This is a genomic window from Pseudoalteromonas luteoviolacea H33-S (assembly GCF_001625695.1).
In the GTDB taxonomy this organism is placed as follows: Bacteria; Pseudomonadota; Gammaproteobacteria; order Enterobacterales; family Alteromonadaceae; genus Pseudoalteromonas; species Pseudoalteromonas luteoviolacea_B.
Genome location: NZ_AUXY01000098.1, coordinates 59,205 through 78,960, shown reverse-complemented (window position 1 = coordinate 78,960; position 19,756 = coordinate 59,205). Strand labels below are relative to the sequence as shown.

Below are 19,756 nucleotides of genomic sequence, written 5' to 3'. Positions count from 1 at the left end.
TTTTTTAAACAAAAACTTTAAAAATTTTCATTAGAGGTACTAACCTCTTGAATAATAATGGATTATATAAAGCTTGGTCATACTTTGTTACAAACGCGAACTAATATACCACATAAGATGCATAAATCTGTAGTTTATAAGGTGAATGATACGAATTATTTGTATCTAATTAAGAAACTGCATAATTTTAATGCAGTAAAAGAAGAGTTAGTCAAAATAATAGCCTGGGCAGAAGCTGTTCAAGGTGATAACAATTCTCAATGACAACGCTGTCATTTTAGTTGAATTTTACTTCCATGTCCAGTAAAAGCGTGAACCTAAAGACCCTTGCGGGACAAAAAACAAAACTCATTGGATCCAATTGAAAATTAAGAAATTAATTTTCCCCTCGAATGCAAAAATCTCATTTAACGCAACAAAGAACGGCTTAATTACATACAGGTAGCAAAAATCTTATATAACAAATACTAATAAAGTATGTGTTTTTATAAGCAAACCAGGTTGTTTCAAGCTTAATCGGTACTAATGTCTTCTCACATTAGGATAAGAAAACTTTAGCCTGATTAAGTTAAGTTATTTCTCGACTTGTTAATTACTGTCAATGTCTAATAAAAGAAACACTCTAGCGGTTACCTCTGAAGTGAAATTCTTAAACAAGAGTAACTATTTTCAATAAAAAGGATTGCAATGTAGGTTATAGGTTAAAAAAGGAAGAGTATAAATAATGACTTCAGGTTAGAAAAACGCGCTAAGCACGCGTTTTTCAATAAAAAGAATTAAGGACACCAAAAAACACTTAGCTTTAGTTCAGGTAGTCCCAATACAGCTCTAAGTGGGATATCTAATTCAGAGCCCTGCTCTTTTGCTTGTTCGTAAATAGCGCGCTTCGCTTCACCACTTATCAACAAAATGGCATGCTGAGTGTTCGCAATACCAGCTAGCGATAAGCTCATACGCTCAGTAATACTACCCGTCACTTCACTCTCTTTTGCATTAATTGCACAAACAAGCTGTTCTGTCTTAAGTGCATCTTCTAAACCATCAGCATGTGGAAAAAGCGATGCAGTATGCCCATCTGGACCCATGCCTAAAATGGTTACATCAAATGGCTGTTTTAAAGACTGATAACGAGCTTCAACTTCACTTTGACCTGCAATCGCAGACTGTAGCTCATTTTTCATCGTTACAAAAGGTGCACTCAATGCTTTGTCTTGTAACAATGTCGACTTTATAAAAGCCTCATTTGACTTTTCATGGCTTGGTGCAACCCAGCGCTCATCAACCATAGCAACGGTGACTTTACTCCAATCCAAATCCAAACCTGAAAGTCGCTTATAAGCAGGTGCAGGTGACGAACCACCAGATACCAAGATGCTTGCCGCGGCGTCAGTTTCAATTGCTTGACTCAACGTATTTTCTAATACCGTGGCTAAGTGCTCTGTCATCTCGTCTTTAGAATCAAAGAACTTTTCGTTTAAGATTGCCATTAATTTTTCTCTCCAACATTAAACCAAGCGTGACCTTTTTCTTCTAACAACTCATCCGCCGATTCTGGTCCCCAGGAGCCCGCTCTGTATAATGCAGGCGTGCCCTTCTCTTGCCAACGAGCAATGATTGGGTCAATCCATTTCCAAGCTTGTCTTACTTCATCACGGTGAATGAATAATGATGGATTATTCGCTGCAGCATCTAGCATCAAACGCTTATAAGCATCTGAGTGGAAACCATTACTGTACTTTTCACTCAGTTCAATGTTAAGTGTGACTGGTTCAAGTTGCATCTCCAAATTATCTAATCTCTTTGACATTAGAGTCAGTTGGATACTTTCTTCTGGTTGAAGCCTTATAATTAAACGATTTGGCAAAATTGGACCAACAGTATCATCATACACATTATGAGAAACTGGTTTATACTCTACGACGATTTCGGCACAACGTTGCTTCATACGTTTACCAGTTCTTAAATAGAAAGGTACACCTGACCAGCGCCAATTATCGATGTGAGCGCGAATTGCAACAAACGTTTCCGTAGTGCTTGAACCTTCACCTAGCTCTTCCAAATAACCAGGTACTAAACTCCCGTTCAAATCACCAGGTACATACTGTCCTCGAACAACATTGTCGTCTACTAACTCATCTGTAAGTGGACGCAAAGCTTCTAACACTTTCAGCTTTTCATTTCTGATTCGATTTGCATTGAGTTTATGAGGCGATTCCATAGCGACAAGACACAATAGCTGGAGGAGATGGTTTTGTACCATATCTCGCAGCGCACCCGCTTTATCGTAAAAACCAGCTCTGCTCTCCAAACCTACGGTTTCAGAAATACTGATTTGAATATTATCAATGGTCTTTGCATCCCATAAATTTTCAAAAAGAACATTTGAAAATCTCAGCGCCATAAGGTTTTGTACTGTTTCTTTACCTAAATAGTGATCTATACGGAAAATTTGATCTTCTTCAAAGTACTCTGCGATTTTGGCATTGATTTCTTCAGCTGATTCACCGCAATAGCCAATAGGCTTTTCAACAACAACTCGAGAGTTTTCACTGATCAAAGATTTCTTAGATAATAATTCACAGCATGTGCCATAAACTGCAGGAGGAAGAGAGAGGTAAAAAACGCGAGATTTACTAGAGTCATCTTGCTCTAAAATATCTCGAAGTAAGTCCCAATTATCATCAGCTGCTGTAACATTTACCACAACAGGAACCAAATACTGAGAAAACGCATTCCAGTCGGCTTGGTTATATTCGCCCTTTCCTAAATGCTCCTGGAGTGCTTTGCCAGCGTTCTCTACGTATTCATTTTTTTTACTTTCTTCTCGAACGGTAGGTAGAATGCGGCTACCTTCAGGCAGATTGCCTTCTTGATATGCACGATACATAGCAGGCAACAATTTTCTTAACGCTAAATCGCCACCCCCACCAAAAATTACGATATCAAAAGGATTAAGCATAATTATTTCTCACAAGGTTAGGTGCGCGGTAATTACTCTGTAGAGAACACGCGCTACAATCAAAACCGTTTGGTGTTTTAGGTAAACATGCCAAACACAACTTCATTTATAGGTTTGAATTCGTTCTCAGACCACAATCTTGCTTAGGATTCAGGTGAAGCCTACCTAGTAGCAATTGCATATTTATTCTTTTAGTAGTCTTTTAAAATGAGTCTTAGGGGCTCTGTAATTCCTCTCACAAAAATACAGGCCCTAAGTACTCCAGCGCTACCCGTTCAAAGGTATTCTTTACTGTCGTAGCCAAGTGCTACGATTTTATTTGTTTCGTTTTTGCTTGTAATAAGCAATTAGCCCAGACGTAGAGCTATCATGCTCGTGACATATGTTTTCTTGCGTCAGTTCTGCTTCAATGTTACTTGCTAAGCCTTTACCCAACTCAACACCCCATTGGTCGAATGAACATACATTCAAGATAATGCCCTGACAGAAAATCTTATGCTCATAAAGCGCAATCAGTCTACCTACAGCTTTTGCATCCACTTTGTCTAGGATCATTGATGTTGTAGGGCGATTGCCTTGATGTATTTTATGCGCAACCAGCTTTTCGATCTCGCTATCAGACTTACCTTTTGCAGCTAAATCTTCACGAATTTGCTGTTCATTTACACCAGCCATCAATGCTTCTGTCTGTGCAAAGAAGTTAGACAACAGCACGTCATGATGTTTACCCAGAGCTATTTGCGGTTCTACTGAAGCAATAAAATCAGCTGGCACAATAACATTACCTTGGTGCAAGCATTGATAAAATGCATGCTGACCATTAATACCTGTCATACCCCAAATAATTGGCACAGTCGTATACGGTACAGTCTGACCGTCAAATGTGACATGTTTGCCATTACTTTCCATTTCACCTTGTTGCAAATAAGCCGGCAGCATGTGCAACGCCTGATCGTATGGCAAAATGGCTTGAGATGTATATCCTAAGAAGCTTGAATTCCATACACTCAAAAGAGCCATGATGAGCGGTATGTTATTTTCAAACTCAGCTGTTTTAAAATGCGTATCAACCTCAAACGCACCTTCAAGTACTTCTACAAACGTTTCATAACCAAGGTACAATGCAATTGGTAACCCTATAGCACTCCACAAAGAGAATCGTCCGCCTACCCAATCCCACATTGTAAATACGTTTTCATCTGCGATACCAAATGCGCGGGTTTTTTCAAGGTTTGTACTCACTGCTACAAAATGCTTCGCAACTGCACTTTGATCATTGGCACTTTCCAAGAACCAAGCAACAGCTGAGCGTGCATTATTCATCGTTTCAGAAGTCGTAAACGTCTTTGACGAAATAACAAACAAGGTGGTTTCAGCGTGTACTTTTTTCAAAACCTCGCCAAGTTGAACACCATCGACATTAGAAACGTAATGAACGTTTAAATTACCATCGCTATATGCGCCAAGTGCTTCAGTCACCATTTGCGGACCTAAGTTCGAGCCACCTACGCCAATAGCAACGATGTCTTTTACAGCTTTACCTGTGCAGCCAGTCCATTCTCCACTGCGTACTCTGTCTGTGAAAACCTTGATTTTTTCAAGTTCTGCTTGAACTTGTTCGGTCACATTCACACCATCGACATAAATCCCAGAAGCATCTCTGTTTCTAAGGGCGACATGTAATACAGCTCTGTCTTCTGTGATATTTATTTTCTCTCCAGAAAACATCTTATCACGCCACGTCGCGATATCTGATTCTTTAGCAAGCGTAATTAGCTGCTCAAATACTCTACTGTCAATAAGCTGCTTCGAAAAGTCAAAAAGAACACCTGGGATCTGACGAGAAAATTTATCAAAGCGTCCATTATCAGTCTCAAAAAGGGTCTTTAAATGCTGTTCTTTTAATTGTTCTGATGCTGATGATAATGCTTGCCAACTTGGTAATGTTGTACGGCAATTCATAATTTTTCCCCTAGCGATGATAGTGTGCAAACACATAAATACACACATAAACATATTCGAGCGTTAACCATAAGTTAAAATGACAACGCTGTCAAACTGCATGTTCCTCATTTTACTTTGCATATAATAACTGATTTTTTATTTTTTGACACCGGTATCATAAAATAAATTAAAGTTATTCAGTTAATGTTAAAAAACTGCAGCGTACAAATTTGATCGTTTCATGAAAAGCTGAAATATACTATATTGCCTTACACGTAATGCTGATCCATATTATTTTGTATTAAAAGCCAGCATTTAAAGGGCTCTGAGAGTAAAGTACTCAATTTTTGGCCAAAGCTTAGCCTTATTCATATAGAAGAAAAAAAATGAAAGTAACCATCAACGACGTCGCAAAACATGCAGGCGTGTCTATGAAAACTGTATCAAGGGTCATAAATAAAGAGCCTTCTGTCAGAAAAAAAACTTACGATTTGGTTATGCAAGCCGTCGAAGAGCTAAATTACCAACCAAATACTGCAGCACGGAATTTGGCAGGTACCTCTTCCTTTGCCATTGGCCTAGTATATGACAACCCCAATGCCTATTATGTCATTGATATGCAAAATGGTGTGCTATCTAGGTGTAAAGAAGAAGGTTACGAGCTGGTTATCCACCCTTGCTGTGCTCAAGATCCGGATATGCACAAGGAAATCGCTACCATGATCCAGCGCTCAAGACTTGCAGGCTTAGTATTAACTCCTCCACTTTCTGAGCAGCAAGACATTATTGATATGCTTGATAGCTTAGGCGTTGCTTACGTAAGACTACTTTCTGGCCAAAGCCATGCTTCAGCAGCTTGTGAAGGTAAAACTGAAGAGCACAAGGCAAATAACTGCATTTATGTTGACGATTATGCTGCGGCATATGAAATTACCGAACATCTAATTAAATTAGGTCATAAAACCATTGCATTTGCTTGTGGAGATGCCGAACACAAATCAACTACTGAACGCTTAGCTGGCTATCAGCAAGCGCTTAAAGATCATGACCTCACTTTGAATGAAGATTTAATTTATGAGGGAACCTATTCGTTCGAGTCTGGTGTTGAAGGTGCAAAAGCACTATTAAAGAATAATAATGCCTATAAGATTACCGCTATTTTAGGTGGTAACGATGAAATTGCAGCTGGCGCGCTCTTTGCGTCTCGACTGATGAATATTGCCATTCCTGAACAACTTTCAATTTCAGGGTTCGAGGACTCACCGTTCTCTCGCCAAACTTGGCCAAAGTTAACGACTGCACATCAAGCCAATAGTGTTATTTCAGAACATGCGGCTCGGTTATTGTTTTCTAAAACAAGAGGCAGTAGAAAGCAAGATAAAGACATCATCACAACCTTTACACCTTCCGTTGTGGTTCGCGAAAGCACTGGACCTGCACCTGTGTAAACTTTTAGGCTTGGTGCTCAGAGCAGCACCAAGCCTTTTGTTAAATTTGCAAGACTGGTAAAACCTAGCGACCGCATCATTTTAATCTGCTGTTTAGAACGTTTACCACTACGACACAATAACAGGTAAGAAGTACCTGGCGAAAGTGTTCCATCAAAAACTGCGTTAACTAGTCGACTAGCTGGTATATTAATCACCTTCGCAGCGCATTCTTGAGATATTTTACTTAATAGATGCGATGAAGCTTTATGCTCTGCCCACTCTCGAACATCTAGTACCACCGCATCATGCGTTTGAATCCAGTTTATTGCAGCAAGACCATCTTGAAGCTCTACGTTATTGTTGATATTCGCTGAGATAGAGTTTTGCGTATTACTCTTTTCTTTACTGTAAAACCCAATGCTGTTTTTAGAGATCACCACTGTTTTACCAGCTTCACTATCAAATGAAGTTGGTGCTTCTTCTGAGCATGAAATTATTACTGATAAATCTACCCTACACTCAATGTACAAATAACCCAAACTACCCTGCTTCGAAGCTACCGCTCTAACTTCCCATTGCTCACCAGATAAAAGTACCTCTGGAGACAAATGACCTCCATCATGATAAATGTGCACTGATTGGCCAAAAGTTGACGTAATATTCTGTATCAACGTTTTAGTATTTTTATTTAAATTATTAATAATACATGCTTTTATACAAATACCATATTCACCGAATATGCGCTTTAGCTTGGGAATAAGTTGGCCAATGGGATTAATAATTATAGCTTCTCTATTTTGTGAAACAAACACCCAGCTTGTTTCATTTTGATATGCTAATTGAGTTACGCCATGCCAACTAAATGACGAATGCTTTGCCAAATCCCCCTTTATTGGATTTATTGATAACAGTGGTTTTATTGAGCGAATTGCATCGCATGCGCTCTTAATAAACTCTGTGGTATCTGCAGGACCAAATGACAGTCTTATTGCATTATTACACTGCCACTCATCAAGCCCCATCGCTTCGAGCACAAAACTACTTGAAACTCCCGAACTACAAGCGGAGCCACCACTTACCCTGATCCCTGCTGCATCAAATAAGTCTATTATTTCCTTAGATGTATAATGGTCTAGCGAAAAGTTGATTGTAGTAGGTACCGAATCCTCGCACTTAGCGTGTAAAGAGACGCCAGGAAAAGTGTCTTGTAGAGCCTCTATGAGCATTTGTCGATGTAGTTCAAGTTGGCTGATTGAATAAAAAACACCTTTTTTCTCTATGAGTAATGAAAAGAGCTTATTTAAACCCGCAATCCCAGGTAAGTTCTCCGTACCTGATCTCATGCCCGATTCTTGGCCCCCACCGGCAATAAAAGGGACATATGGTTGACCGCTTCTAACATACAAAAAGCCTATTCCTTTAGGAGCGTAAAGTTTATGGCCAGAAAACGGAGCGTAGTCAATGGAGATAGCATCCATATTAATGCTTATTTTACCTAGCGCCTGAACACAATCCACTAACCAAGAAACATCTGAGTTATTTTTACGGATCACTTCTTCTAGCTTTAACAAGTCTTGCATTACACCTGTTTCGTTGTTCACTGCCATTGTGCAAATCATGACTGCTTGCGACACGTGTCGTGCAATGAATGTATGGTCAAGCTTTCCATTTTTATCCACTGGAATTTCAACTAGATCAGCATGTAAACCTAAAGTCTCATTCCAATGCTTTAATGTATTTGGTACCGCTTTATGCTCCGTAGCGCCATACATCAATATGGGTTTATCAATTGTGCTATTTGCAGTTCGCATATGATGACTAATTGACGAAACGACAGCAGTTTGAATACCCTCCGTTGCTCCTGAAGTAAAGAGTAACTCCCCCTCTTTCGTTCCTAAGATACCTTTTCCCTTAATTCGGGTTTGCTCAAGAAGATCCTTAGCTAATAACCCTGTGGTATGTGCGCTTGAAGGATTACCAAAATTATCTGTCATCGCGTCAATAACACTTTTTAAAATAGGTGTTAAAACTGGCGTTGTAGCATTTGCATCTAGATAAAACTCAGTATGGGTCGAGGGGATCATTAATACCACTTATAACTTTATGAACTAACATATTCCATTTTACACAAAAAGCGACTGAGAGTTAACTTAGATTTCTTATTGTTTGTCAATTAAGAGCAAAAATGAAAAAAGGGAGCTAAAAGCTCCCTTCTCTAGTATCCATTTCATTCTAACTTGTTTGTGCTCGCCTATGGTTAGTCGACCAAGCATTACCTAGCGCTTTGACTAGAGATGCTAAAGGGATAGCGAAGAAAACTCCCCAAAACCCCCATAGACCTCCGAAAAAAAGCACTGCGACAATAATATAAACAGGGTTGAGATCAACGGCTTCTGAAAACAGAAGAGGCACTAATAAGTTACCATCCAGTGCTTGGATAATGCTGTATACAATTAGAATGGTCCAAAACTCTGGCGCTACCCCAAATTGAAATAATGCCACCGCTGCTACGGGGATTGTAACCAATGCAGCACCAATAAATGGGATCAAAACGGACAGGCCAACTAAGGTACCAAGTAAAGCAGCATATCGTAAGTCTAAAACTGCAAAAGCCACAAAACTGGTTCCACCGACAATTACAATTTCAATGACTTTGCCACGAATATAATTCATTATTTGGTGGTCCATCTCTTCCCATACTTGTGTAATTAACTTCCTATCTTTTGGAATAAGTTGTTTGATGCCTGTAGTTAGAGACACTTTGTCTTTAAGCATAAAAAATACTAACAAAGGCACAAGGATCAAGTAAATTAACCAAGCCACTAAATCCTTAATCGACGTTAGGGATACAGAAACAATGAGCTCACCTAAAGCAAGTACTTTGCTCTCAACCCCAGCCACAATGTTTTGTACTTGCTGTACTGAGACCAAATTTGGGTAGTCTTCAGGAAGGTGCAACAAGTAATCTCGACCCTTTTCAATCATGCTCGGTGCTTCTTGCACTAAATTGCTCGCTTGAGACCACAAAACAGGAACTATCACAAGCAACAGAGCCAGCACAATGCCAATAAAGCCTAACATCACCAAATTTGTCGCCATAAGTCGACTAGGCATTAACTTTTGTAACCTAGTGACAGGCCAATCAAGCAAATATGCGATAACTAGGGCGACAAGCACTGGAATAACAAATGAACCAAAGAAATACAGCATTGTCGCTGTAAAAACGAGCATTAATAGCAACGTAACTGAATCGGGATCCGAAAATTTATCCTGATACCAAGATTTAATTAACTCAAACATCCGTGATGTACACCTCAATGTAATGTAATTGACCTTCTTCTATAAAGGCATAATGATAGGAGTTGTTGCACAAATAGCGCTTAACATCAGACAGGTCTTGCTCGTCTGTACAAATATACTGAATACTTTTATCTGGGCAGTTCTTTAAATGCCACTTAAACTGAACAAAGAGCTGTGGACATTGATACTGTCTCAAATCGATGGCATTTGCTTCAATGCATTGCTCTTTAACCAACTTCAAAAGCACTCACCTCGTTACAATCAGGATAGATAAAACAAACAAAAAGTAGCATCTTATACACTTTTAAAACATTAGAAACCAATTATAAACCTATAATATTTACTACTATAAATACGCTTCTTGTTTATAAGGCACCTAAGCACTCAATAGCAAGAGAATAATATTCTATTTTACGCATATTACAGCGCCTTTCTGTAGCTTGTACTTTGCCAATGGTTTATTCTTATATGAACAGCAAGTTTTACGGGAAACCACATGCCAAGAGCAAATAACAAGGCAAGTTTACCGGCCAACCCGACATTAAAAGAAATCAATTGGTATAAAAAGCAAATCAATTGGGGGGAGTTGCCACCCTTTTATCACCTTGTCGCATCCTCAGTAAGTGAAAGCGAAGGGATATTTCAACATGGTTTTGATAATGCGATAAAAAGAATACTCGATAAGCGAAATTGGAATTTACAACTACTCGATGGCTATGAAGATGACAACGGCATTGTTCATTGTAATGGCGCACCTCAAATATCTCTACACCAAGCTTTTACAGATCGGGGTTATGAGCTTTGGGCGTTTCCAATTGCCCGTGGCGTTAAAGTAGATACCTATCTAAAGGACAACAAATATCTTGAGTTTAACGTATGGGACCCCCATACCATGAAATCACTGATAAGATTTAGTCAACTGCATAAGTTTATTGGTTTTTATTTTGAGCGTGGGGATATTGCAGATAAAGCCCTCATACTCCACGCACACAAAGTAGTGCATCAAACAATCTCTCTTTTAAAAAGAGAATTGAACGTTGTGAGCGTTGATGGTGTCTCAATAAAAGATTTTTATCAATTATGTGAAAAAGACGCCCGAGCTTGTGAAGACGAGCTAAATCTAGCTAAGATCATGCTCGGTGAAGATATTAAGAAGGATTAGGATGCAATTTAGAAAAGCTCTTATAACCACACTTTGTGCTATCACAATGAGCTACACTTCAATCAGTACAGCTTCAGATTTTAAGTTACCAGACCTTGGAACATCAGCGGTACAAGTGCTGCCTATTGAGAAAGAGCAAGCATTAGGTGAAGTGATGATGATGCAGATCCGCTCTAGTTCACCACTTGTACAAGATCCTGTTCTTAATGAATATCTATCATCGCTTGGCAACAAGCTGGTTGCTAGTGCCAATGACGTAAGATTTCCATTTAAGTTTTTCTGGATAAATAACAAAGCTATCAATGCATTTGCATTTTATGGAGGTCACGTTGGCGTGCACACAGGCTTGATTGCTCAGTCTGATAATGAAAGCCAACTTGCATCTGTGCTGGGACACGAAATTGCACACGTTACGCAACGACACCTAGCAAGACGTATACAAAGTGCCAAAGATAATAGCGCATTGACCATTGCAGGTATGATCACGGGTATTCTGGCCACAGTTGTTGCGCCTGACGCAGGAATGGCTATACTCGCAGCAAATAGTACACAAGCAGCATTAAGTCAGCTAACTCATAGCAGAAAAGCAGAGCAAGAAGCCGACCGCTTTGGTATGCAAACGCTGCAAAAAGCGGGTTATGACCCCTACGCGGCAAGTGAGTTTCTAACTAAACTAGCGGCTCAAGTGCGCTTTCAAAATAAACCTCCTGCTTTTTTACTCACTCACCCTTTACCGGACTCGCGAGTATCAGATGTCAGGTTAAGAGCCCAGCAATACCCAAAGAAGTATGTTCCTAGCAGTGCAGATTTTCTCTATGCAAAAAGCCGAGTGATCGCACGCTACCACATGGACTCTCAAGACGCACAAGCCTATTTTGAGAATACTTTAAGAACTACATCGGATTTGGACAAAAGCCAATATGAGTACGGGCTCGCAATATCTTTACTTGATCAGAAGAAATATGACCAAGCAGAAGAAATCATCAATAAATTAGTCAAGGCACAACCTAATAACTTGTTTTATCTGGACGTTTATACTGATATCAAGATAGGACAAAAGCTATTCAAGCCTGCAATCGAAGTGTTAGAGAAAAAGCACAAGTTGCGCCCTAACAACCAAGTTATTACATTAAACCTTGCAAATACAGCTATCAAGGCGAAAGAATATGACAAAGCTGAACAGCTTCTTAAAGTGTTCTTGTTAGAAAAACCAAATCATGTACTTGCCAAACAGCTTTTAACAGAAACTTATGAACTAAGTAAAAATAAAGCCGCATATCATGAGTCACGTGCGAGTTTACTCTCTCACTATGGCGCCTTTATGAAAGCTGCCGATGAAGTACAAAAAGCGCTTAACTTTATTGAAAAAGAAGACGAAATTAAAAAGCTACGTTTAAAAGCACTGCTCGCTAAGTATCGAAATATGCAAAAAGAGCTCGCTAAATTATAACAACTTAGTGCCTACCTCACCCTAACTGGTATTTAACCTGTTGGCACAAAGGATAGGCACAATGAAATCAATCAGTTACAATTACCAATGAGATCATTGGTTACCGTTTTAAAAGGTTCATTATGTCAGTCACTATTTATCATAATCCACGCTGTTCTAAATCAAGACAAACACTTGCTTTGTTAGAAGAAAACTCAATTCAGCCTGAAGTAGTTGAGTATTTGAAAACACCAATTGATTCAGAAACTTTAAACACACTTATATCTAAGCTAGGTTTTGATTCTGCACACCAATTAGTCCGAAATAAAGAAGCAATATACAAAGAACTTGGTCTAAGCAAAGACAGCGATGAAGCAACTTTAAGACAAGCTATGCTGGATAACCCAAAGCTAATTGAGCGCCCTATTGTTGTTAAAGACGACAAAGCCGCGCTTGGACGCCCTCCTGAGTCAGTGCTAGATATTATCTAAGATATGCCAACTATTTTAGTTTTATATCATTCTAGCCATGGTTCTGTAGAATCTATGGCCAACGAAATCGCTGATACACTGAGCGCACAAGGTGCTACTGTGCGTTTAAGAACATTTGTACAAAAACACCCTCATGATATCGTGGTTACTAAACAAGACCTTATAGAGTGTGATGGTTTAGCATTTGGTACACCAACACGTTTTGGCATGATGGCAGCACAAGCAAAAACGTTTTGGGAGACAACCAGCGATTTGTGGTTAAAAGGTCAACTGATTGATAAACCAGCCTGTGTTTTTTCATCATCCAGTAGCATGCATGGTGGTAACGAGGCAACACTCTTAAATCTATCACTCCCCTTATTGCATCATGGCATGATGTTAATGGGAGTACCCTATGATGTGCCTGAATTGCTTTCTACAGAAAGTGGTGGTACACCCTATGGCGCAACACATGTTGCAGGTCTAGACAATAGTGCCCAGTTAACTGAAACCGAAGTAAAAATCTGTCGAGCGGTCGCCGTTCGACTCTACAGAGTGGCCAGTAAGTTATTATGACTCAGATCCCCAAGCAACCAAAAACAAAGCAGTTCCATCGACTCGCATTATTTGGATATTTTGGCCTGTTGTTATTAATGCCCCTATGGTTGTTTGTCGTATCACCAACAGAGGGTTACAGCGAAGGATTTATATTTGCAGTCTACATTCTTCCATTATTGCTGCCATTAAAAGGCATAGTACAAGATAAGCCCTATACATTTGCATGGGCTAACTTCATTGTCATTATATATTTTATACACGGACTCACCTTGCTTTGGATAGCAACTGATGAGCTATTATGGATAGCGTTAGAGTTAACTTTTGCTTCAGCTATGTTTATTGGTTGTACATACTACGCAAGACACAGAGGGCAAGAGCTTGGTTTAAAAATCAGAAAGTTAAAGGAAGACTTAGCTGATGAAAAAGCAGCCCATGAGCAAAGTGAAGACAATATAAAATAGACTAACTATCTGATATTAAAAAGCCACGTAATAACGTGGCTTTTTATCAAATAACACTCTTTATGCTCGACCACCTGTGATCTTATTTGCACGACCTTCTTCTTTTGCCTTATCAGCTCTACGACGTCTAGCTTCTTTAGGGTCGGCAATTAAGGGTCTATAAATTTCTATTCGATCCCCTTCTTTTACCACCTGATGTAACTTTACCGTTCTATTCCAAATACCCAGGCTTAGATTAGTTGGATCAATTTCCGGGCACTTATCTAAAATACCCGATTGCATGACTACATGTTCAGCAGAAGTGCCCTCCGCCACATCTACGGTTACACTGGTCGCTTTTTCAGGAAGTGCAAAAACAACTTCAACTTTTATCATTTATCTAACCCCGTAGACCGACTTAGCGCGTTGGGTGAACGCTGTGACCATATTTTTTGCCACTTCATTAAATACCTTACCAAAAGCCAGTTCGATAAGCTTACTTGCAAATTCAAATTCTAGTTTTAAATTAACTTTGCACGCTTGCTCATCTAATTCAATAAACTCCCAATAGCCTTGCAATGATTTAAATGGCCCATCAACAAGCTGCATTTTAACTCGATTACCTTCAAACTGATTTTTTGTTGTAAACCATTTGGTCAGGCCCGCTTTAGAAATTTCCAAGCTTGCTGTCATCTCATCATGTGAACTGCTCAGTACTTTTGCACCTGAGCAATTTGGGAGGAAATCAGGATACGCATCTACGTCATTGACTAAATCAAACATTTCTTGTGTGCTGTACATCACCAATGCACTTTTTTCTACTTGTGGCATACAATCTCCAAACTTTACTGTCCCAATTTTACCAAGCTTTTCAAGATTTATCTTGTTTGCAGCGCCACTGTGAGCGAAAATATCGCAGATAAATTAAATAACTCTGTTTTCCAATTCGATTTGTAGGTAGACTAAGCCATTATGGCAAAGAAAAAATCAAATAAATCAACAAGCAATACCATCGCGTTAAACAAAAAGGCGCGTCATGAGTATTTTTTACACGATAAGTTCGAAGCAGGTATGGAACTACAAGGCTGGGAAGTTAAAAGTATCCGAGCAGGTAAAGTGAATATCTCAGAAACTTATATCCATCTAAAAGACGGTGAAGCCTTTTTGCTTGGTTCTCAAATCCAGCCTTTAAACAGTGCTTCTACACATGTTATCTGCGATCCGCTTCGTTATCGTAAGCTGCTTCTCAATAAGCGTGAAATAGACAGATTAATCGGTGCCACAGAACGTGATGGCTTTTCATTAGTCGCTACTGCAATGTACTGGAAAAAATGTTGGGTAAAATTAGAGTTTCACCTAGCAAAAGGTAAGAAAATGCACGACAAGCGCGCAGACATCAAAGACAGAGATTGGTCTCGCGATAAAGAAAGACTCATGAAGCACAAGGTTTAACCCACAAAATATACAGCCTAGCATCTAGGCTGTATATGGTTAATTACTTTATAACTAGGCTAAGATAGCACCAGTTTTAGCATCAATTGTTAGTACAGCATCTGTTTTTGGATCTTTAATTTTTGCTGTTTCTTTATTCACTAGTGCACTTCGTGGTACTTGGATTTTGCTTCCCGTATCAGGGTTAACCACAATCAAAAAGCGTGATGCTTTCTGCGCAATTTCCTTCGCACCTTGGTTTTTCACAAAGTGAATATCTAGGGTCATACCAGCTGTAACACCAGCCGTTGCTGAAACTCTAAAGTTATTGATTTCATACTGTGAATTACTCGCCAATAAATCGTTATCAATATCTTCAACTGTTTTTACAGATGCTTTGGTGAACTCTTTTACTTTGTTCATGACAGATATATCTTTGATATTATCTTTCGCATCTGTCGCTTTTTGCTTAATAGAAGCAGTTAAGCCTTCACCTTTTTCTTTTAAATTAACACCCAATTGATTATTCCCTTCTTCATCTGTGAAGTTTTTTGCTGCTGTTTCTTTTATTTTATTGAACATAGTTAAATCCCTTTAATAAATTAATAATCGTCAAATCCATCGTCTTCAATAATCATGGTATCCGCCTCACCGTCAAAGTCGGTGTCAGCGATCACCGCATCTGCATCACCGTCACCATCCAGATCCATGGCGACAACGTCAATTACTCCATCACCATCGGTATCTACAGCCACAGTATCGATAACGCCGTCACCATCAGAGTCAACACCTACAGTGTCTACATAGCCGTCACCATCTGTATCCATCGCAATAGCATCGACCACGCCATCACCGTCTTCGTCAACCATGACGGTATCTACATAGCCATCTCCATCAGTATCCATTGCAACGGTATCAATGTAACCATCACCGTCTTGATCAACGCCCACAGTATCAATATACCCATCGCCGTCCAAGTCAGCGACTACGCCATCACTGATACCATCTCCATCAACATCTACTTCGTATATATCTTCCATAATTATCCCTTTTATAACTAGGTACACCTTGTATGTACGCACACTTTTTAGCACAGCAAAATTATTTATTCAATAGCGCTAAAATATGCCATAAATATATTTATAAATAGAGATGCAAACGTAAATTAAAATATGATTAATGTTAATTATTATAATAATTTAGGTATAAAAAAAGCCCTTTCGGGCTTTTTATAAATTAGCTAATTTAAAAAATTAACCTTTGTATTTTTGAACAACAAGCGTTGCATTTGTGCCGCCAAAACCGAAGCTGTTTGACATCACAGTATTTAATTCAACATCACGACGTTCAGTTACGATGTCTAAGCCTTTTGCTTCTTCATCTAACTCGTCAATATTAATTGATGGCGTGATAAAGTTATTTTCAAGCATAAGTACTGAGTAAATAGCTTCGTGAACACCAGCTGCACCTAACGCGTGACCAGTCATTGCTTTAGTCGCACTGATTGCAGGTGAGTTATCGCCAAACAGTTCCTGAATTGCGCCTAGCTCTTTTACATCACCAACTGGTGTTGATGTGCCGTGCGTATTCAAATAATCAATGTCGCCTTCAACGGTTGCCATTGCTTGTTTCATACAACGAACTGCGCCTTCACCTGATGGTGCAACCATGTCGTAACCATCAGAAGTCGCACCGTAACCTACGATTTCACCATAGATATGCGCGCCACGAGCAAGCGCGTGCTCAAGCTCTTCAATTACCATGATACCGCCACCACCAGAGATAACAAAACCGTCACGGTTTGCATCATATGTACGTGACGCTTTTTCTGGCTCTTCGTTGTATTTAGTTGATAGCGCACCCATTGCGTCAAATTCCATTGCCAGTGTCCAGTGTAGTTCTTCACCGCCACCTGCAAAAATAACGTCTTGTTTGCCAAGTTGAATTTGCTCAACCGCGTGACCAACACAGTGTGCTGATGTCGCACATGCAGAGCTAATTGAATAGTTTACACCTTTAATCTTGAAAGGTGTTGCTAGACATGCCGATGTTGTGCTCGCCATAGTACGCGGTACCATGTAAGGGCCAACGCGCTTAACACCGCGCTCACGTAAAATATCAGCTGCCTCTACCTGGTATTTAGAAGAACCACCACCAGAACCAACTACAAGGCCAGTACGTTCATTTGAAACTTGGTCTTCAGCTAAACCTGAGTCTTCGATAGCTTGTGCCATCGCAATATATGAATAGGCAGCAGCATCACCCATAAAGCGGTGCGCCTTACGGTCTACTAACGCTTTCACATCAATATCAATTTTGCCTGACACATTGCTGCGCAAATTCATGTCAGCAAACTCTTGGTTAAAAGCAATACCACTTTTACCCGCTTTCAAAGATTCTAATACTTCTTGCTTGTTGTTACCGATGCTTGAAACAACACCGATCCCCGTAATTACGGCTCTTCTCATGGGTAATTCCCTTAGAACTTAAAAAATTTAGGTGTATTCTACGCGTAAAATACTGATCAAGTGGTCAGCTTTCCAGCGTACACACGTACTCTGAACTGATATTTGTGAAATTGCAACGGACTAATGCAAATAAAAGCAGTAAAATACCAGTCATCAATGAGCATTATACCAACGTATTTATATGATAAGTAACGCACAAATCCACTTTAATGATTCAGGTACCCCTGTTGCCGACAACTTTGACGACGTTTATTTTTCCAATGACGATGGGTTAGCTGAGTCAAATTATGTTTTCTTTGAGCAAAATGCACTACAAACAAGACTCACAAACCATCCTAGAAAGCACTTTGTGATCGCAGAAACTGGATTTGGCACAGGGCTGAATTTTTTAAATACGTGGACTCGCTTTAAACAAGCAGAGAACCTAGCTGTTGAACGACTTTACTTTATGTCGTTTGAAAAATACCCCATTAAGCTTGATGATTTAAAGCAAGCTTTAAAAGCTTGGCCCGGATTAACATCGCTATCGGAGCAATTGTGTGAGCAATACCCGCTTGCGTTGCAAGGCTGCCATAGACTTGAATTTGAGCAAGGTCGCGTTGTTTTGGACCTTTGGTTTGGAGATGTTCAAGATTCGATGCCACAAATAGCTTATCAGAGCAAAGGCATTGTAGATGCTTGGTATTTGGATGGCTTTGCACCAAGCAAAAATCCTGATATGTGGCAACAATCCCTTTTTGACGCCATGGCGCATTTGAGCCAAAAAGACGCTACCTTTGCAACTTTTACCGCTGCTGGTTTTGTTCGTAGAGGCTTACAAAGTGCAGGATTTGAGTGTAAGAAAGTCAAAGGCTATGGCCGGAAACGAGAAATGGTTGTTGGTAAGCTCAATACGACGACCGAACAGGCAACAACTCCATTGTACTATCAGCAACATGCGGCTGAGCTATCTAATGTTGCAATTATTGGCGGTGGTATAGCAAGTAGTTGCTTGCAATATCATTTGGCAAAACGCGGCATCAAAACAAACCTATTTTGCGAAGATGACGCACTTGCCCAAGGAGCCTCACACAACCTGCAAGGTGCCGTTTATCCAAACCTACAAAGTGAGTTTGGGATCCCATCTGAGTTTTATGCGCATAGCTTTTTATATGCCAGACGCTTTTACGACCAACTTCTCAATACTGGCTATCACTTTGACCATCAATGGTGCGGTGTCCTGCTACAAAGCATCAACGACAGTAAAAAAACACAACACAACAAAGTGGCCAAGAGCAACATTTTTCCTAAGCAGCTGATCAAAGCGGTTGATCAAACCGAAGCCCAAGAAATTGCCAATATTGATACACCGTACGGTGGACTATTTATTGAACTTGGCGGATGGGTCAGCCCTCCTGAGCTCACTAAAGCTGTATTTAATGCAGCACAAGATCTTCAAGCTAGTCAGTGTCACTTTAATACTCACGTTGAAAAACTAGATAAGAAAGAAGATGGTTGGTACTTAACGACAAACAAAGGCCAATTCGGTCCATTTTCAGATGTATTTGTTTGCGCAGGTGAACACTCAGACCGGTTTGAGCAAACAAAAGACATTGGCATTCACGGCGTTCGCGGACAAGTCTCTCATATCAACGAGGGAGTTACCTCATCTAAACTGGCTACAGTACTTTGCCATAAAGGCTACTTTACTCCGAGCCACAATGGCTTACATTGTATGGGCGCAACTTTTGAAAAACATAGCAAATCGAGAGAAGTCACTGAACAAGATAACATCACCAACCGTGAACAACTTGCTGGCTTTTATCAAGGTACTGACTTCGACAATAGTTTAGGCTCAATTGAAAGCGCTAAAGCTGCTGTGAGATGTTGCTTTAACGACCATACGCCCATGATTGGGCAAATCCAAGACAAACATGATTTGCTGCACGCGTACGAGAATATCAAAAGAGGTAAGTTCTATGACTTTGAAGCCCAAAACTTACCTCATAAAGGGCTGCATGTAGTTACCGGATTTGGCGCAAGAGGACTGTGCACTGCACCTCTTGTTGCGGAGCACCTGGTTGCGAGTTTAACCCAAGAACCTTTGCCATTTAGCGAACGAGTTCACGAGGCATTGCACCCTGCCCGTTTAGTTATCAGAGATATGATCAGGAATAAAATCTAAG

Annotated in this window: 19 protein-coding genes; 8 read left to right on the top strand and 11 right to left on the bottom strand. The window is 39.9% G+C overall.

Annotated elements, in window-relative coordinates; translation table 11 throughout:
* Positions 1–776: 776 nt before the first annotated feature.
* The 3 genes from pgl to pgi all read right to left on the bottom strand — a co-directional run bounded on the left by pgl (position 777) and on the right by pgi (position 4,921).
* The gene (gene pgl, locus N477_RS19695) at positions 777–1,487 is read right to left on the bottom strand and encodes a 6-phosphogluconolactonase (protein WP_063363065.1); all 711 of its coding nucleotides are present in this window, start codon (positions 1,485–1,487) and stop codon (positions 777–779) included.
* Positions 1,487–2,959, bottom strand: coding sequence for a glucose-6-phosphate dehydrogenase (gene zwf, locus N477_RS19690; RefSeq protein WP_063363064.1), 1,473 nt, complete (start codon positions 2,957–2,959; stop codon positions 1,487–1,489). The genes pgl and zwf overlap by 1 nt, the downstream gene beginning before the upstream one ends.
* A gap of 315 nt (positions 2,960–3,274) precedes the next feature.
* A complete protein-coding gene (gene pgi, locus N477_RS19685) occupies positions 3,275–4,921 on the bottom strand; it encodes a glucose-6-phosphate isomerase (protein ID WP_063363063.1) in 1,647 nt (548 codons plus the stop codon).
* A 368-nt stretch (positions 4,922–5,289) separates the two neighbouring features.
* Between pgi and N477_RS19680 the strand changes: the two genes are divergently transcribed.
* Positions 5,290–6,351 (top strand): LacI family DNA-binding transcriptional regulator, encoded by a 1,062-nt coding sequence (locus N477_RS19680; protein WP_063363062.1) that lies wholly within the window; start codon positions 5,290–5,292, stop codon positions 6,349–6,351.
* A gap of 17 nt (positions 6,352–6,368) precedes the next feature.
* Here the strand turns inward: N477_RS19680 and N477_RS19675 are convergent, their stop codons facing one another.
* The 3 genes from N477_RS19675 to N477_RS19665 form a co-directional block, all read right to left on the bottom strand.
* Entirely contained in the window at positions 6,369–8,417 is a 2,049-nt protein-coding gene (locus tag N477_RS19675) for an aminotransferase class V-fold PLP-dependent enzyme (RefSeq protein ID WP_063363061.1), read from the bottom strand.
* 148 nt (positions 8,418–8,565) lie between these two features.
* Positions 8,566–9,633, bottom strand: a complete 1,068-nt coding sequence (locus N477_RS19670) for an AI-2E family transporter (protein WP_063363060.1) — start codon at positions 9,631–9,633, stop codon at positions 8,566–8,568.
* Complete coding sequence (locus tag N477_RS19665; protein ID WP_063363059.1) at positions 9,626–9,874, bottom strand: hypothetical protein; 249 nt, start codon at positions 9,872–9,874, stop codon at positions 9,626–9,628. The genes N477_RS19670 and N477_RS19665 overlap by 8 nt, the downstream gene beginning before the upstream one ends.
* A 255-nt stretch (positions 9,875–10,129) precedes the next feature.
* Between N477_RS19665 and N477_RS19660 the strand changes: the two genes are divergently transcribed.
* The 5 genes from N477_RS19660 (at position 10,130) to N477_RS19640 (ending at position 13,713) form a co-directional block, all read left to right on the top strand.
* Positions 10,130–10,795, top strand: a complete 666-nt coding sequence (locus N477_RS19660; protein ID WP_063363058.1) for a hypothetical protein — start codon at positions 10,130–10,132, stop codon at positions 10,793–10,795.
* Position 10,796: 1 nt separating this feature from the next.
* The gene (locus tag N477_RS19655; protein ID WP_063363057.1) at positions 10,797–12,245 is read left to right on the top strand and encodes a M48 family metalloprotease; all 1,449 of its coding nucleotides are present in this window, start codon (positions 10,797–10,799) and stop codon (positions 12,243–12,245) included.
* 122 nt (positions 12,246–12,367) lie between these two features.
* Positions 12,368–12,715: an arsenate reductase (glutaredoxin) gene (arsC, locus tag N477_RS19650; protein ID WP_063363056.1), complete on the top strand. Its 348-nt coding sequence runs from the start codon at positions 12,368–12,370 to the stop codon at positions 12,713–12,715.
* 3 nt (positions 12,716–12,718) lie between these two features.
* Positions 12,719–13,270 (top strand): NAD(P)H:quinone oxidoreductase, encoded by a 552-nt coding sequence (wrbA, locus tag N477_RS19645; protein WP_063363055.1) that lies wholly within the window; start codon positions 12,719–12,721, stop codon positions 13,268–13,270.
* Positions 13,267–13,713 carry a DUF2069 domain-containing protein gene (locus N477_RS19640; RefSeq protein ID WP_063363054.1) on the top strand — a complete coding sequence of 149 codons (447 nt, stop codon included), beginning with the start codon at positions 13,267–13,269 and terminating at the stop codon, positions 13,711–13,713. The genes wrbA and N477_RS19640 overlap by 4 nt, the downstream gene beginning before the upstream one ends.
* 60 nt (positions 13,714–13,773) lie before the next feature.
* On the opposite strand, the gene N477_RS19635 is transcribed toward N477_RS19640, so the two are convergent.
* Both N477_RS19635 and N477_RS19630 read right to left on the bottom strand, forming a co-directional pair.
* Entirely contained in the window at positions 13,774–14,088 is a 315-nt protein-coding gene (locus N477_RS19635) for an RnfH family protein (protein ID WP_063363053.1), read from the bottom strand.
* Positions 14,089–14,523 (bottom strand): type II toxin-antitoxin system RatA family toxin, encoded by a 435-nt coding sequence (locus N477_RS19630; protein ID WP_063363052.1) that lies wholly within the window; start codon positions 14,521–14,523, stop codon positions 14,089–14,091. It lies immediately after the preceding gene.
* A 141-nt stretch (positions 14,524–14,664) separates the two neighbouring features.
* Between N477_RS19630 and smpB the strand changes: the two genes are divergently transcribed.
* Positions 14,665–15,144, top strand: a complete 480-nt coding sequence (smpB, locus tag N477_RS19625) for an SsrA-binding protein SmpB (RefSeq protein WP_023401520.1) — start codon at positions 14,665–14,667, stop codon at positions 15,142–15,144.
* A gap of 54 nt (positions 15,145–15,198) precedes the next feature.
* Here smpB and N477_RS19620 read toward each other — a convergent pair whose 3' ends face one another.
* From N477_RS19620 to fabB, 3 genes are all read right to left on the bottom strand, one after another.
* Positions 15,199–15,705, bottom strand: a complete 507-nt coding sequence (locus N477_RS19620; protein WP_063363051.1) for a hypothetical protein — start codon at positions 15,703–15,705, stop codon at positions 15,199–15,201.
* A gap of 20 nt (positions 15,706–15,725) precedes the next feature.
* Positions 15,726–16,163 (bottom strand): hypothetical protein, encoded by a 438-nt coding sequence (locus N477_RS19615; RefSeq protein WP_155731967.1) that lies wholly within the window; start codon positions 16,161–16,163, stop codon positions 15,726–15,728.
* 213 nt (positions 16,164–16,376) lie between these two features.
* Positions 16,377–17,591, bottom strand: coding sequence for a beta-ketoacyl-ACP synthase I (gene fabB, locus N477_RS19610; protein ID WP_063363050.1), 1,215 nt, complete (start codon positions 17,589–17,591; stop codon positions 16,377–16,379).
* Between the two features lie 181 nt (positions 17,592–17,772).
* Between fabB and mnmC the strand changes: the two genes are divergently transcribed.
* A complete protein-coding gene (gene mnmC / locus N477_RS19605) occupies positions 17,773–19,755 on the top strand; it encodes a bifunctional tRNA (5-methylaminomethyl-2-thiouridine)(34)-methyltransferase MnmD/FAD-dependent 5-carboxymethylaminomethyl-2-thiouridine(34) oxidoreductase MnmC (RefSeq protein WP_063363049.1) in 1,983 nt (660 codons plus the stop codon).
* Position 19,756 lies beyond the last annotated feature (1 nt).

Coding starts and splice junctions, on each gene's coding strand:
- pgl (WP_063363065.1), bottom strand. CDS start 1,487: ATGGCAATCTTAAACGAAAAGTTCTTTGATTCTAAAGACGAGATGACA.
- zwf (WP_063363064.1), bottom strand. CDS start 2,959: ATGCTTAATCCTTTTGATATCGTAATTTTTGGTGGGGGTGGCGATTTA.
- pgi (WP_063363063.1), bottom strand. CDS start 4,921: ATGAATTGCCGTACAACATTACCAAGTTGGCAAGCATTATCATCAGCA.
- N477_RS19680 (WP_063363062.1), top strand. CDS start 5,290: ATGAAAGTAACCATCAACGACGTCGCAAAACATGCAGGCGTGTCTATG.
- N477_RS19675 (WP_063363061.1), bottom strand. CDS start 8,417: ATGATCCCCTCGACCCATACTGAGTTTTATCTAGATGCAAATGCTACA.
- N477_RS19670 (WP_063363060.1), bottom strand. CDS start 9,633: ATGTTTGAGTTAATTAAATCTTGGTATCAGGATAAATTTTCGGATCCC.
- N477_RS19660 (WP_063363058.1), top strand. CDS start 10,130: ATGCCAAGAGCAAATAACAAGGCAAGTTTACCGGCCAACCCGACATTA.
- N477_RS19655 (WP_063363057.1), top strand. CDS start 10,797: ATGCAATTTAGAAAAGCTCTTATAACCACACTTTGTGCTATCACAATG.
- arsC (WP_063363056.1), top strand. CDS start 12,368: ATGTCAGTCACTATTTATCATAATCCACGCTGTTCTAAATCAAGACAA.
- wrbA (WP_063363055.1), top strand. CDS start 12,719: ATGCCAACTATTTTAGTTTTATATCATTCTAGCCATGGTTCTGTAGAA.
- N477_RS19640 (WP_063363054.1), top strand. CDS start 13,267: ATGACTCAGATCCCCAAGCAACCAAAAACAAAGCAGTTCCATCGACTC.
- N477_RS19635 (WP_063363053.1), bottom strand. CDS start 14,088: ATGATAAAAGTTGAAGTTGTTTTTGCACTTCCTGAAAAAGCGACCAGT.
- N477_RS19630 (WP_063363052.1), bottom strand. CDS start 14,523: ATGCCACAAGTAGAAAAAAGTGCATTGGTGATGTACAGCACACAAGAA.
- smpB (WP_023401520.1), top strand. CDS start 14,665: ATGGCAAAGAAAAAATCAAATAAATCAACAAGCAATACCATCGCGTTA.
- N477_RS19620 (WP_063363051.1), bottom strand. CDS start 15,705: ATGTTCAATAAAATAAAAGAAACAGCAGCAAAAAACTTCACAGATGAA.
- N477_RS19615 (WP_155731967.1), bottom strand. CDS start 16,163: ATGGAAGATATATACGAAGTAGATGTTGATGGAGATGGTATCAGTGAT.
- fabB (WP_063363050.1), bottom strand. CDS start 17,591: ATGAGAAGAGCCGTAATTACGGGGATCGGTGTTGTTTCAAGCATCGGT.
- mnmC (WP_063363049.1), top strand. CDS start 17,773: ATGATAAGTAACGCACAAATCCACTTTAATGATTCAGGTACCCCTGTT.